The organism is Pseudomonas sp. SJZ103, assembly GCF_007828335.1.
Taxonomy (GTDB): Bacteria; Pseudomonadota; Gammaproteobacteria; order Pseudomonadales; family Pseudomonadaceae; genus Aquipseudomonas.
The window spans coordinates 69,659-83,170 of the sequence record NZ_VIUN01000002.1; the positions used below are offsets into that span (position 1 = coordinate 69,659).

At 61.4% G+C, this 13,512-nt stretch carries 11 protein-coding genes; 1 reads left to right on the plus strand and 10 read right to left on the minus strand.

Annotation, left to right across the window (positions count from 1 at the left end; genetic code table 11):
* Window positions 1-158: 158 nt before the first annotated feature.
* Window positions 159-1,058, plus strand: a complete 900-nt coding sequence (locus FBY10_RS05580; RefSeq protein ID WP_131699108.1) for a LysR family transcriptional regulator — start codon at window positions 159-161, stop codon at window positions 1,056-1,058.
* A 240-nt stretch (window positions 1,059-1,298) separates the two neighbouring features.
* On the opposite strand, the gene FBY10_RS05585 is transcribed toward FBY10_RS05580, so the two are convergent.
* The 10 genes from FBY10_RS05585 to bioB all read right to left on the minus strand — a co-directional run bounded on the left by FBY10_RS05585 (window position 1,299) and on the right by bioB (window position 13,490).
* On the minus strand, window positions 1,299-3,077 hold the full coding sequence (locus FBY10_RS05585; RefSeq protein WP_131699107.1) for an acyl-CoA dehydrogenase C-terminal domain-containing protein: 1,779 nt from the start codon (window positions 3,075-3,077) through the stop codon (window positions 1,299-1,301).
* A 122-nt stretch (window positions 3,078-3,199) separates the two neighbouring features.
* Window positions 3,200-4,969 carry an acyl-CoA dehydrogenase C-terminal domain-containing protein gene (locus FBY10_RS05590; protein ID WP_145336846.1) on the minus strand — a complete coding sequence of 590 codons (1,770 nt, stop codon included), beginning with the start codon at window positions 4,967-4,969 and terminating at the stop codon, window positions 3,200-3,202.
* 90 nt (window positions 4,970-5,059) lie between these two features.
* Complete coding sequence (locus FBY10_RS05595) at window positions 5,060-6,349, minus strand: diguanylate cyclase (RefSeq protein ID WP_131699105.1); 1,290 nt, start codon at window positions 6,347-6,349, stop codon at window positions 5,060-5,062.
* A gap of 204 nt (window positions 6,350-6,553) precedes the next feature.
* Window positions 6,554-8,359, minus strand: coding sequence for a phenylacyl-CoA dehydrogenase (locus FBY10_RS05600; protein ID WP_131699104.1), 1,806 nt, complete (start codon window positions 8,357-8,359; stop codon window positions 6,554-6,556).
* A 253-nt stretch (window positions 8,360-8,612) separates the two neighbouring features.
* Complete coding sequence (locus FBY10_RS05605) at window positions 8,613-8,894, minus strand: hypothetical protein (RefSeq protein WP_053131056.1); 282 nt, start codon at window positions 8,892-8,894, stop codon at window positions 8,613-8,615.
* A 106-nt stretch (window positions 8,895-9,000) separates the two neighbouring features.
* Window positions 9,001-9,681 (minus strand): dethiobiotin synthase, encoded by a 681-nt coding sequence (bioD, locus tag FBY10_RS05610; RefSeq protein ID WP_131699103.1) that lies wholly within the window; start codon window positions 9,679-9,681, stop codon window positions 9,001-9,003.
* Window positions 9,678-10,490 carry a malonyl-ACP O-methyltransferase BioC gene (gene bioC / locus FBY10_RS05615; protein ID WP_145336847.1) on the minus strand — a complete coding sequence of 271 codons (813 nt, stop codon included), beginning with the start codon at window positions 10,488-10,490 and terminating at the stop codon, window positions 9,678-9,680. Before bioC ends, bioD begins: the two co-directional genes overlap by 4 nt.
* The gene (locus FBY10_RS05620; RefSeq protein ID WP_145336848.1) at window positions 10,483-11,214 is read right to left on the minus strand and encodes an alpha/beta fold hydrolase; all 732 of its coding nucleotides are present in this window, start codon (window positions 11,212-11,214) and stop codon (window positions 10,483-10,485) included. Before FBY10_RS05620 ends, bioC begins: the two co-directional genes overlap by 8 nt.
* Window positions 11,207-12,388 (minus strand): 8-amino-7-oxononanoate synthase, encoded by a 1,182-nt coding sequence (gene bioF / locus FBY10_RS05625; RefSeq protein WP_131699100.1) that lies wholly within the window; start codon window positions 12,386-12,388, stop codon window positions 11,207-11,209. The genes FBY10_RS05620 and bioF overlap by 8 nt, the downstream gene beginning before the upstream one ends.
* 46 nt (window positions 12,389-12,434) lie before the next feature.
* Window positions 12,435-13,490 (minus strand): biotin synthase BioB, encoded by a 1,056-nt coding sequence (gene bioB, locus FBY10_RS05630; RefSeq protein WP_010207025.1) that lies wholly within the window; start codon window positions 13,488-13,490, stop codon window positions 12,435-12,437.
* Window positions 13,491-13,512 lie beyond the last annotated feature (22 nt).

Genomic DNA, 13,512 nt, shown 5'->3' on the forward strand with positions numbered 1-13,512 from the left:
GTCTGCGGGTGTGTTGCCTTGCCTATGTAAACGTCATCAACATAAACACTGTTCATTGCCCGATCCGGCCCTGTAAGCCCTGCGAATAGGCGCTAGACTAGGCGCCTCGGGGGCCATCGGCCATTTCGATTTTCCAGCTTTTTCGATAAGTAAGTCTTATGGATTTCAAGCAACTGCGTTATTTCGTCGCGGTGTATGAAGAAGGCCATGTGGGCCGTGCCGCTGAACGCCTGTCGATCTCTCAGCCGGCGCTCTCACAACAGATCCGCCAGTTGGAGCGCAACCTCGATGTGAGCCTGTTCGAACGCAGCAGCAAACGCCTGCTGCCCACCCTGGCCGCCCATACGCTGTACAACCATGCCTTGCCGCTGATCGATGGCATGCAGCAAGCCATCGAAGCCTTGCGTAACTTCAAGGGTCAGGCCATGCGCACCCTGGCCATCGGCGTGCTGCAAACCGTGCACACCAGCCTGGTCCCGCAAATGCTCGAGCGCGTGCGCAAGGCCCAGCCGCACCTGGTGGTGCAGATCTACGAATTGACCGGGCTTGAGATTGAACGGCGATTGCTTAACGGCTCGCTGGACATCGGCATCAGCTACCTGCCGCCACGCCAGCCGGGGCTGCACGGCGTGTTGCTGTATGAGGATGAGCTGAAGGTGGTCATCCCGGAAGATCATCCGCTGCGCGAATTCAAGAAAGTCTCGCTGAAACAGGCGGCCGAGTTGCCGATGTTGCTGTTGGGGGAGGAGTTTCAAGTCAGGCAGATCTGGCAAGGCCAGCTCGCAAACCTTGGGCGACGGCCTCAGGTTCAGGCGGAGCTCAATACCATGGTGGGGATTCTCGACAGCTTGCCTAACACCCAATTGGCAACGGTGCTGCCGGGGCGCTCTCAGGACGAGCACAACAGCCAAATGCTGCTGTGGAAACCCTTGAGCGAACCGAGGGTGCCGCTGAAAGTCGGGCTGGTCTGCCGCGATGTACAACGCCAACAGGCGACGGTGGCACTGTTACGCACGTTGCTGGAAGACGTGATGAATGCGCCGCCGGCCCTGGCTTGAAATTCGGCGCCTGACTTTTTCGCAGGCAAAAGAAAACCCCGCCGAAGCGGGGCTTTGCAGACTGTTTCCCTGACATCCATTTCACTCCGCCATCCTGGCAGAATCCTACGTGTCCGTGTTGTTGCTTTGCGCTTCCTGCGCGACGTCCATGTGAAGTAGATTATCTGTGGATCCAATTTGGCGATAGAGGACGATTAGCAGTACGTCATGTAAGAGAATGCTTACACGCCCTCCAAGCCCTTAGAACAGTGCCTCATCCAGCAAAAACAGGGATTCGCTACCGGCTTTTACTGACGCACTCAGCGAGTGAATACGTGGCAACAGACGCGCAAAGTAGAAGCGCGCGGTGCCCAGCTTGCTGGCGTAGAAGTCTTCCTCCGTCTCCTTGCCCCACGCGGCCTTGGCCATACGCGCCCACATATAGGCGTAGGCCATGTAACCAAATGCATGCAAATACTCCACCGAGGCTGCGCCGATCTCGTTCGGGTTGGTCTTGGCGCGATCCAGTACCCAGGCGGTCAACTCGTCCAGGTTATCCACCGCCGCGCTCAGCGGTTGGCTGAACTCAGCCAGTTCGGGCCCCGCCGAGGCGATGAACTGGCGAATCTCGTCGGCGAACAAGGTGTAGAACGCACCGCCGCTGCCGACGATCTTGCGCCCCATCAAGTCCAGTGCCTGAATGCCGTTGGTGCCTTCGTAGATCTGGGTGATGCGTACATCACGCACCAGTTGCTCCTGGCCCCACTCACGAATGTAACCGTGGCCGCCAAACACTTGCTGGCCGAGCACGGTGGTTTCCAGGCCCAGATCGCTGAGGAACGCCTTGGCCACCGGCGTCAGCAACGCCACCAGGTTATCGGCCCGCTCGCGGGCAGCGGCATCTTCACTGAACTTGGCGATGTCCAGCTGCGTCGCCACGTAGGTGGAGAACGCGCGACCGCCTTCGTTCGCGGCTTTCATGGTCAACAGCATACGGCGCACATCGGGGTGGACGATGATCGGGTCGGCCACCTTGTCTTTGGCCTGGGCACCGGTCGGCGAGCGGCTTTGCAGGCGGTCGCGGGCATATTCAATCGCGTTCTGGTAGGAGCGCTCGCCGGACGCCAGGCCCTGGATACCCACGCCAAGACGCTCGTAGTTCATCATGGTGAACATCGCCGCCAACCCACGGTTAGGCTCGCCCACCAGATAGCCCACGGCTTCGTCGAAGTTCATCACGCAGGTGGCGGACGCCTGGATACCCATCTTGTGTTCGATGGAGCCGCAGCTCACCGGGTTACGCGCGCCCAGGCTGCCGTCGGCGTTGACCATGAACTTCGGCACCAGGAACAGCGAAATCCCCTTGGGACCGGCCGGTGCGTCCGGCAGTTTAGCCAGCACCAGGTGAATGATGTTCTCGGTGAGGTCGTGTTCACCGCCAGTGATAAAGATCTTGGTCCCGCTGATCGTGTAGGAACCGTCTGCCTGCGGCTCGGCCTTGGTGCGGATAATCCCCAGGTCGGTACCGGCGTGTGCTTCCGTCAGGCACATGGAGCCGGCCCACTCACCGGAATACATCTTCGGCAGGTAGGTGGCCTTGAGCTCTTCACTGGCGTGAGTGTTGATCGACACACAGGCGCCGGAGGTCAGCATCGGGTACAGGCCAAACGCAAGGCTCGACGAGTTGATCATCTCTTCAACCTGGGCCGACACCGCCTTGGGCATGCCCATGCCGCCAAACACGGGGTCACCGCCTACGCCGACCCAGCCACCTTCAGCGTAGGTTTTGTAGGCCTGTGGATAACCATCCGGAGTAAACACCGCCGTATTATCCCAGCGGCAGCCCTGCTCATCACCACCGCGGCTGAGCGGGGCGATGGATTTGGCGGTGACCTTGCCGGCTTCTTCGAGGATGGCCTCTACGGTTTCGGCGTCAACACTGTCTGCCAATGCCGGCAATTGGGCCCAAGTGGTGGCGACCTCAAAGACTTCGTTGAGGACGAAGCGCATATCACGCAGCGGCGCTTTGTAATCAGCCATGGCAAACCTCGTGAGAACGTGAAAAGTGATTCGATAGGATCGGTTTTACAGGCTCCGAGTGTACCCGAACAACTTTTCAGACACATAGGGTCCACTTGTGACTGGCTGGTATTTTTAAGTCATCACAGCGCAAACGACTCCGCAGGCAGACTCATCAGGCATTCGCTGCCCGCTTCCACGGCTGCGCGATGGGTTGCGGTACGTGGCAGCAGGCGCTTGAAGTAGAAGTCGCAGGTGGCCAGCTTGGCCTTGGCGAAGTCTGTGTCATCGTGCGCCAGCGCTGCAATGGCCATCCGCAGCCACAAGTAGGCGAGGATGATGTAACCGCTGTACATCAAGTAATCCACAGCCGCCGCGCCCACTTCATCAGGGTTTTTCATGGCCGCCATACCGACTTGGGTCGTCAGCTCGCCCCACTCCTGATTCAGTTGATTGAGCTGCACCACATAACCCTTGAGCTGCGCATGGTCGGCATTCGCCGCGCAAAACTTATGCACAATCCTGGTAAAGCCGCGCAGCAACTTGCCCTGGCTGCCCAACACCTTGCGCCCCAGCAGGTCGAGGGCCTGGATGCCGTTGGTGCCTTCGTAGATCGGCGCAATCCGCGCATCGCGCGCCAGTTGTTCCATTCCCCACTCACGAATGTAGCCATGGCCGCCGAATATCTGCATGCCGTGGTTGGTCACCTCCAGCCCGGTGTCGGTCATAAAGGCTTTGCAGATTGGGGTAAGGAAGGCCAACAGGTCTTCGGCCTCCTGGCGCTGGTCGGCGTCGCTGCTCAGGTGCGCGGTGTCGAGCAACTGTGCAGTGAAATAGGTCAGTGCGCGGTTGCCTTCGTTGAAGGCTTTCATGGTCAGCAGCATACGGCGCACATCGGGGTGCACGATGATCGGGTCGGCGGCTTTCTCCGGGGCCTTGGCGCCGGTCAGCGCGCGCATCTGCAGGCGATCGTTGGCGTACTTGATCGCGCCCTGGAAGCTCGCTTCGCCATTGCACAGGCCCTGCATGCCGGTCCCCAGGCGGGCGTGGTTCATCATGGTGAACATGCAGTTGAGGCCTTTGTTCGCCTCGCCAATCAAAAAGCCCTTGGCGCCGTCGAAGTTGAGCACACAGGTAGCCGAGGCCTTGATGCCCATCTTGTGCTCGATGGAGCCACAGTGCACTGCGTTGCGCTCTGCCGAATCCGTATGGAACTTGGGCACGATAAACAGCGAGATACCTTTGGTGCCCGCCGGCGCATCCGGCAGCTTGGCCAGCACCAGGTGGATGATATTGGCGCTCATGTCGTGTTCACCGGCCGAGATGAAGATCTTGCTGCCGGTGATCGCATAGCTGCCATCCGCCTGGGGCACGGCGCGGGTCTTGATCAGGCCCAGGTCGGTGCCGCAATGGGCTTCGGTCAGGCACATGGTGCCGGTCCATTCGCCTGCGGTGAGTTTGCTCAGGAACGTGGCCTTCTGCTCTTCGGTGCCGTGGGCGTGGATCGCCGACATGGCGCCGTGGGTCAGGCCCGGATACATGCCCCACGAGGTGTTGCTGGAGCCGATCATCTCGCTGAGCACCAGGCCCAACGATTGCGGCAGGCCCTGGCCACCGTAGGCCGGGTCTGCCGCCACACCGTGCCAGCCGCCCTCGACGTACTGGGCGAAGGCTTCCTTGAAGCCCTTGGGGGTGGTCACCACGCCATTGTCGAAATGGCAGCCCTCTTCATCACCACTGCGGTTGAGTGGCGAAAGCACGTTCTCGCAGAATTTCGCGCCTTCTTCCAGGATTGCACTGACCATGTCCGGGCTGGCGTCCGTGGCGCCCAGGGCAGCGTAGTGGCCGTGGAAATCAAACACGTTGTCGATCAGAAAGCGCATGTCGCGCAGGGGAGCTTTGTACTCAGGCATGGCGATGTCTCCGGCAGCAGATCCTTTCAACCTACTGCCGGCCGGCGCCCCGGACAATCATTGTAGAACCGCTGAATACACCGCCATCACTCAACCGGCAGCGCTCTGCATGCGCACCGCGCCACGGCGGGTCTGCCCGGCCGCAACCACACAGTTACGCCCCGCGCCCTTGGCGGCGTACAGCGCCTGGTCGGCGGACTTGAGCACTTCTTCCGCCGTACGCTGGTCGATCTGGCGCTCAGCCACGCCGATGCTGACCGTCACCGACACACTCGACGCGCCGCTGCCCGCCCGGCGTTGACGGCCTTGTTGATCGTCCTGGGGCCGGTCCGAGTTGCGCAGCTTGATGTCGTAGTTGGCGACGATCTCGCGGATTTCCTCCAGGTGCGGCATGCACTCATCCAGGGTCTTGCCGGCAAACACCACGGCGAATTCTTCACCGCCGTAGCGGTAGGCACGCCCACCACCATTGACCTTGGACAGCTTGCTCGCCACCAGGCGCAGCACCTGGTCGCCCACATCGTGACCATGGGTGTCATTGAAGCGCTTGAAGTGATCGACGTCGGTCATTGCCAGCACATAGTTGCGCCCCAGCCGCTGCATGCGTTCATTCAAGGCACGGCGCCCCGGCAGGCCGGTCAGTTCATCGCGGAACGCCATTTGATAAGCCTCGTGGGCCACACCGGCGGCGATCATCAGCATGACCTGGCTGCACATGATATTCAGCGTGAACGGCAGGATGAAGGTCTGCGGCAACATCCAGAACATCCCCAGCAAACCCACCAGCTGCGCTGCATGCAACGGGCGCGGCTGGTACCAGTACTGCGCCGCCAGGGTGAGGAAGCCGATCAGGAACATCGGGTATGACAGCTGGATCAGGCTCATCCAGGTCCCATGCAGGGCGGGCCAGCGGATCTCCGCCAGCCAGTTCAGCAGTGCCTGGGGATAACTTTGCTCCAGAGCCAGCGCCACGCTGCCAATTGCCAGCAGCACCGCACAACGGGCGACGAAGTCGCGGAACAGATGGGTCTTCTCCTGCCAAAGCGCGTAGATGCTGAACAGCAGCGGCAATAACAGGCAACACAGGTGAAACACCACGGCCGCGTCTTCGCGCACGCGGCCATTGTCGCGGTAGTAGTCAGTCTGGGTATCGAGCAGGAAATAGGCGATGTACACCGTGATCATCAGGAACAATTCACGCTGACGGCGATACACCGCGCAGTACGAACCGCCCAGCAACAGCACCAGGGTCGGCAACACATTGAACAGTGAAGTGAAGAAGACGCTGAGGTCCTTGACGTACGCAGCCGAGAGCCCGGCCAACAGCAGCAGTAACGAAGGGAGAAAGTGACTGAAACGTAAAGCAGACACGCGTGACAAGGGTAAAACTCCGACCCGCAAAAAGTAGTGGCACTGTGCCTTGATGCGGACAGTTAAGCACAACCCGCCCGTTGTGTATCACATTGCCATCACTGTAACGGCAGCCGGAAGCAATCCCTGAGCGCTGTACTGTGTTTTTTATCCCCCAATGAAAAAACCGCCGCTCCCAAGGGAAGCGACGGTTTCAGATGAACCCGGTAAGGCTTAGTAAGCCAGGCCGAAGTCTTCTTCTTTCATGTCCATCAGGTTATTGGCGCCCGACAGCATGGTGGCCACGTGGGTACGGGTACGCGGCAGGATGCGCTGGAAGTAGAAGCGCGCAGTTTGCAGCTTGGCGGTGTAGAACGCTTCTTCGCTGGTACCGGCAGCCAGTTTTTCGGCCGCCAGGCGTGCCATGTCGGCCCAGAAGTAAGCCAGGCACGCGTAACCGGAGTACATCAGGTAGTCCACCGAGGCAGCACCCACTTCTTCACGGTCCTTCATCGCAGCCATGCCGACCTTCATGGTCAACTCGCCCCACTCTTTGTTCAGTGCAGCCAGCGGCGTCACGAATTCCTTGACCGCTTCGTTGCCTTCGTTGGCCTGGCAGAACTTGTGCACGATCTTGGTGAAGCCCTTGAGCGCTTCGCCCTGGGTCATCAGCACTTTGCGGCCGAGCAGGTCCAGCGCCTGGATACCGGTGGTGCCTTCGTACAACATGGAGATGCGGCTGTCGCGAACGTTCTGCTCCATGCCCCACTCGGCGATAAAGCCGTGGCCGCCATAGATCTGCACGCCGTGGTTGGCCGATTCAAAACCGACTTCGGTCATGAACGCCTTGGCAATCGGGGTCATGAATGCCAGCAGGCCGTCGGCCTGTTTCTTGGCCTCGTCGTCGGTGCCGTACTTGACGATGTCCACTTGCTTGGCGGTGAAGTACACCATCGCACGGTTACCTTCGGCGAAGGCTTTCATGGTCAGCAGCATGCGGCGCACGTCGGGGTGCACGATGATCGGGTCAGCGGCCTTTTCCGGCGCTTTCGGGCCAGTCAGGGAGCGCATTTGCAGGCGATCGCGGGCGTATTTCAGGCCGCCCTGGAAGCCGATCTCGGCGTGGGCCAGGCCTTGCAGCGCAGTGCCCAGGCGAGCGGTGTTCATAAAGGTGAACATGCAGTTCAGGCCTTTGTTCGCCGGGCCGATCAGGAAACCGGTGGCCGCGTCGAAGTTCATCACGCACGTGGCGTTACCGTGGATACCCATCTTGTGTTCCAGGGAACCACAGCTCACTGCGTTGCGCGCACCGATCGAACCATCGGCTTCAGGCAGGAATTTCGGCACGATAAACAGCGAGATGCCTTTGGTACCGGCCGGTGCGTCCGGCAGGCGGGCCAGCACGATGTGGACGATGTTGTCGGCCATGTCGTGTTCACCGGCCGAGATGAAGATCTTGGTGCCGGAGACTTTGTAGGAACCGTCGGCCTGAGGCTCGGCCTTGGTGCGCAGCATGCCCAGGTCGGTACCGCAGTGTGGCTCGGTCAGGCACATGGTGCCGGTCCATTCGCCCGACACCAGCTTGGTCAGGTAAGCCTCTTGCTGCTCGGGGGTGCCGTGCTCGGAGATGGTGTTCATCGCACCATGGGACAGGCCCGGGTACATGCCCCACGACCAGTTGGCTTCGCCGACCATTTCGCTCACGGCCAGGCCCAGGGATTCCGGCAGGCCTTGGCCGCCGTGCTCCACGTCGTGGGCCAGGCTTGGCCAGCCGCCTTCGACGAATTGTTTGTAGGCTTCTTTGAAACCAGCAGGGGTTTTAACGCCAGACTCACTCCAGGTGCACCCTTCGATGTCACCCACGCGGTTCAACGGTGCCAGCACTTGCTCACAAAACTTGGCGCCTTCTTCGAGAATGGCGTCAACCATGTCCGGGGTAGCGTCCTGGCAAGCCGGCAGGCTCTGATAGTGCGCTTCATAGCCGAGCAGTTCGTCACGAACGAAGCGAATATCACGCAAGGGGGCCTTGTAGTCAGGCATAGCGATAAACCTCTGCTGATGTATCTGGAATGAACAACCGCGTGGATGTGTTGTGGCGGTCAAACAGGTGTTTGAAACATACGTTTACGACCTGGGGATGTCAAGCGTCGTCCAGACACCGTTTGTCATGACGCGGGTCAATGCCAGGCACGGCGAGGCCTGCGGCGGGATGCCACAAGGTGTTCAGAAGAAAATGGAGGATTGCGCAAGACTGACCAGCCCCCAGAAAGAAGCCGGTCGTACGCAAGAGGGGTTAAGCGAAGGTGTCGATCAAGGTGCCAAGCATTTCGTCCGAAGCCTTGGCGACCTTGGCGCCCAACTCCACTTGAAACTTGCCTTGGGCCATTTCGACCATATTGCTCGCCGAATTCGTCGGCTGGGCGCGGTCATTGGCTTGCAGCCGGTCGCTCTGTGCGTCCGACGGCTGAGTGGTCGCGGTGCTGGCAATTCTGCCGGCGGCCTGGTCGACACGGCTCTGCCCGGCCTGAATAGTGCTCAGCCCCGAGTAAAACGCGCTGCTGCCAGAGATTTCCATGGCTTTAACCTGCCTTTAGAGAATCGTGAAGTTGAATTGAAGCAGACATCCTGGCAAAAAGCCCGTCAAAAACACTAATGGCATAATGCCTTGTCGATAGCCAGAATCAGTCAAGCAGGTCCAGTTGCAGGTGCTCAGCCACCGCTTCGGCGCTGGCGTGCTTGAGCTTGGGCACTCGGCCCAGGCACGGCGCGGGCAAGCGTTCGGCCAGGGTTGCGAGGTTTTCTTCCAGACGAGAGGTCTTGGGGTCGATGATATTCGCCACCCAACCGACCAAGGGCAAACCGTCCCGTGCGATGGCTTCGGCGGTGAGCAAGGCATGGCTGATGCAACCCAGGCGCACGCCCACCACCAGGATCACCGGCAGTTGCAGCGCTATGGCCAGGTCCGACAGGTTGTCCTGGTCGGCCAGCGGTACGCGCCAGCCGCCTGCGCCTTCGATAAGGGTGAAATCCGCTTGTCGCGCCAGGATCTGCTGCATGGGTTTCAACAACGACTGCACCGTCAGCGCGACGCCGGCCTCTCGCGCAGCCAGGTGCGGGGCGATGGCGGGTTCGAACGCCACCGGGTTGACCTCGGCATAACTCAACGGCAATGAACACTCGGCCAGCAAGGCCAGGGCATCGGCGTTGCGCAAGCCCTTGGGCGTAACTGCGCAACCGGAAGCCACGGGTTTTCCAGCCGCGGTGCTTTTGCCGGCAAGCCGCGCGGCGTGCAACAGGCCCGCGGCGATGGTGGTCTTGCCGACATCCGTGTCGGTGCCGGTGATGAAATAAGCGGCGCTCATAGGGGCTTCTCCAGGACGGCGTACACCACTTGATAAGTGGCCGGCAGTCCCTCGGCCTGACGGAACTGCTCGTAGGCGTCTACCAGTGCAGCAATCCGCGCACGGCCCGTCAACCCTCCCGGGCGGCCCGGATTGAGATTGTGCGCCCCCAGCGCCTTGAGCTCATGGGTCAGGCTGCGCACATCCGGGTAATGCAGCACATGGGGGCGCCGCTCCAGGCTGAGCACGCGCAAACCACTGGCCGCGCACAATTGCTGGTACGCCTCGAAGGTGCGAAATCGGTTGACGTGCACCAGGCCATCCGCCGCCCGCCAGCTTTCGCGCAGCTCATCCAGCGTCCCGACGCACAAACTGGCGAACGCCAGCACGCCACCCGGTTGCAGCACGCGATAGGCCTCGCTGAGCACCGCCTCGAAGTTCGCACACCATTGCACCGCCAGGCTGGAGAAGATCAGCCCGCAGCTGCCATCCTTCAAAGGCAGACGCTCGGCATCGCCCGCGATGAAATACTCAGCACCGCCCAAAGGCCGTGCGTGATCGAGCATGCCTTCGGCAATATCCAGTGCCACACCCTGGCTGGCCGGCAACAACTCAGCCAGCACCCGGCTGAAATAACCCGTGCCGCAGCCCATATCCAGCCAACGCCGTGGCGCACACGCTGAGGGCAGACGGGCCAGCAGTTCATGCCCCACCGCCCGCTGCAACTCGGCGACGCTGTCATAACTGGCCGCCGCACGGGAAAACGATGCCGCCACCTGGCGCTTGTCCGGCAAGGCGCCCGGCAGTGGGGGAAGGGATAAATCAGTCATCAACGCACTCGTGCAAAAAAGCCTGGATAGCCCCCGCCACACCGTGAGGGTCTTCCAGAAGAAAAGCGTGACCAGCCTGTTCAATCAGGCCGATTTCCACATCAGGCAGCAGCGCCAGCAGGTCGCTGGCGGCTTCGGCGGGCATCAATCCGTCCATGCCGGCGAACAGATGCAACTGTGGGCCACGATAGGCCAGCAAGGCGTCGCGGGTATCCAGTTGGGCCAACAATTCCAGGCTGTGCATCAACACGCTGGACGCTGAATTCGGCGCGCCACCGACCAGCAGGCGCGACAGCCCGCGCGGGTCTTCGGCGCCTTTGGCGCACAACAGGCCGAAGCGCTTGAGGGTGACTTGGGAATCGGCATGACAACCGGCCAGGAACGCATCGAAGGTCTCGGCGGGCATCGCATTCGGCCAGCCTTCGTGGGCGACAAAACACGGGTTGCTCGCCAGGGTCAGCAAACCGCAGCAACGCTCGCCGCGCCGCGCCGCCAGTTCGGCAGCGAGCATGCCGCCCAAGGACCAGCCGCCGAGCCAGGCGTTGTCAGGCAGGGTGGCGTCGAGTTCGTCGAGCCATTCATGGAGGTCGCTGGAATCGAGCGCCGGCAACGGCTCGATCTGCACCTGCAGGTGTTCGTCCAGGCCACGCAAGGCGGCGGCCAATGGCTCCAGCGGCGATACGCCGAGGCCCCAGCCGGGCAGCAAGATCAGTCGATCACGCATGGTCGGGCTCCGTGGCACCAGACAAGCGGAAACACTCTTCCAATGCGTTTAACAATAGCTGTACCTGCGCTTCGCTGTGGGCGGCCGTCAGTGTCACGCGCAAACGCGCGCTGCCGGCGGGTACGGTGGGCGGGCGGATCGCGGTGACCATCAGGCCGCGCTCACGCAGCAGCTGCGACAGGCGCATGGCTTTGGCACTGTCGCCGATCAGAATCGGCTGGATCGGTGTAAAGCTGTCCATCAAGTCCAGGCCAAGCTGCTCGGCGCCCTGGCGGAACTGACGAATCAAGCGGTCGAGGTGCTCGCGCCGCCAATGCTCGGTGCGTAGCAGCTCCAGGCTTTTCAGAGTGGCGCAGGCCAGCGCCGGCGGTTGGCTGGTGGTGTAGATATACGGCCGGGCAAACTGGATCAGGCTTTCGATCAAATCCTCACTGCCCGCGACAAACGCCCCGGCCGTGCCGAACGCTTTGCCCAGGGTGCCCACGAGTACCGGCACGTCGTCCTGACTCAAGCCGAAATGCTCGACGATCCCGCCGCCATTAGCGCCGAGCGGGCCAAAGCCGTGGGCATCATCCACCATCAACCAGGCGCCTTTGGCCTTGGCTGCACGGGCCAATGCCGGCAGGTCGGCCAAGTCGCCGTCCATGCTGAACACACCATCGGTGACCACCAGCGTATTGCCGATGGCTTTCTCCAGGCGCTTGGCCAGGCTGGTCGCGTCGTTGTGCAGGTAGCGATTAAAGCGCGCACCGGAGAGCAAACCGGCATCCAGCAGCGAGGCATGGTTGAGACGATCTTCCAGCACCGTATCGCCCTGCCCCACCAACGCCGTGACCGCACCGAGGTTGGCCATATAGCCGGTGGTAAACAACAGCGCCCGCGGGCGGCCGGTGAGGTCGGCCAGCGCCTCTTCCAGTTCATGGTGCGGCGTGGCGTGGCCAACCACCAAGTGCGAGGCACCGCCGCCCACGCCCCAGCGGGACGCCCCGGCGCGCCAGGCCTCGATCACTTGCGGGTGATTGGCCAGGCCCAGGTAATCGTTATTACAGAATGCCAGGAGGGGTTGACCGTCAACCACCACCTCCGGACCTTGAGGACTCTGGAGCAGCGGGCGTTGACGGTAAAGGTGTTCGGCACGGCGGGCAGCGAGGCGCGCGGAAAGATCAAAAGACATGCAGGCCTCGGGGTGGCAGGTGCAACTCGGTCAAAACAGGTGGGAATCAAACAACGGCGTTATAGAACTGCTCGCTGCTCTTCTGCTCCACCAACGCCTGTTCAATCGCCGCCTGGTGCACTTCATCCGCATGCTCTTCACGGGCTTCCGGCAGGATGCCCAGGCGCGAGAACAGTTGCATGTCCTTGTCGGCCTGCGGGTTGGCGGTGGTCAGCAGTTTGTCGCCGTAGAAGATCGAGTTGGCACCGGCAAAGAACGCCAGGGCCTGCATCTGCTCGTTCATCGCTTCACGGCCGGCGGACAGGCGCACATGGGATTGCGGCATCAGGATGCGCGCCACGGCCAGCATGCGGATGAAGTCGAACGGGTCGATGTCCTCGGCGTTTTCCAGCGGCGTTCCGGCAACTTTCACCAGCATGTTGATCGGCACCGACTCCGGATGCTCCGGCAGGTTGGCCAACTGGATCAGCAGGTTGGCGCGGTCGTCGAGGGACTCGCCCATGCCGAGGATACCGCCCGAGCAGATCTTCATTCCCGACTCACGCACGTAGGCCAGGGTTTGCAGGCGCTCGCTGTAGGTGCGGGTGGTGATGATGCTGCCGTAGAACTCCGGCGACGTGTCGAGGTTGTGGTTGTAGTAATCGAGGCCCGCCTGGGCCAGGGCTTCGGTCTGGTCCTGGTCGAGACGGCCGAGGGTCATGCAGGTTTCCAGGCCCATGGCCTTTACGCCTTTGACCATCTGCAGCACGTAGGGCATGTCTTTGGCCGACGGGTGCTTCCAGGCGGCACCCATGCAGAAACGGGTCGAACCGATGGCCTTGGCGCGGGCAGCCTCTTCAAGGACCTTCTGCACCTCCATCAGCTTTTCTTTTTCCAGACCAGTGTTGTAGTGGCCCGACTGCGGACAATATTTGCAATCTTCCGGGCAGGCGCCGGTCTTGATCGACAGCAGCGTCGACACCTGTACACGGTTGGCATCGAAGTGCGCGCGGTGCACGGTCTGCGCCTGGAACAGCAGGTCATTGAACGGTTGCACGAACAACGCTTTGACTTCGGCTAAAGACCAATCGTGACGCAAGGTGGCGGTGGTGCTGGCGCTCATGGGCGATTCCTTGATTATGCTT

Coding starts and splice junctions, on each gene's coding strand:
- FBY10_RS05580 (WP_131699108.1), top strand. CDS start 159: ATGGATTTCAAGCAACTGCGTTATTTCGTCGCGGTGTATGAAGAAGGC.
- FBY10_RS05585 (WP_131699107.1), bottom strand. CDS start 3,077: ATGGCTGATTACAAAGCGCCGCTGCGTGATATGCGCTTCGTCCTCAAC.
- FBY10_RS05590 (WP_145336846.1), bottom strand. CDS start 4,969: ATGCCTGAGTACAAAGCTCCCCTGCGCGACATGCGCTTTCTGATCGAC.
- FBY10_RS05600 (WP_131699104.1), bottom strand. CDS start 8,359: ATGCCTGACTACAAGGCCCCCTTGCGTGATATTCGCTTCGTTCGTGAC.
- FBY10_RS05605 (WP_053131056.1), bottom strand. CDS start 8,894: ATGGAAATCTCTGGCAGCAGCGCGTTTTACTCGGGGCTGAGCACTATT.
- bioD (WP_131699103.1), bottom strand. CDS start 9,681: ATGAGCGCCGCTTATTTCATCACCGGCACCGACACGGATGTCGGCAAG.
- bioC (WP_145336847.1), bottom strand. CDS start 10,490: ATGACTGATTTATCCCTTCCCCCACTGCCGGGCGCCTTGCCGGACAAG.
- FBY10_RS05620 (WP_145336848.1), bottom strand. CDS start 11,214: ATGCGTGATCGACTGATCTTGCTGCCCGGCTGGGGCCTCGGCGTATCG.
- bioF (WP_131699100.1), bottom strand. CDS start 12,388: ATGTCTTTTGATCTTTCCGCGCGCCTCGCTGCCCGCCGTGCCGAACAC.
- bioB (WP_010207025.1), bottom strand. CDS start 13,490: ATGAGCGCCAGCACCACCGCCACCTTGCGTCACGATTGGTCTTTAGCC.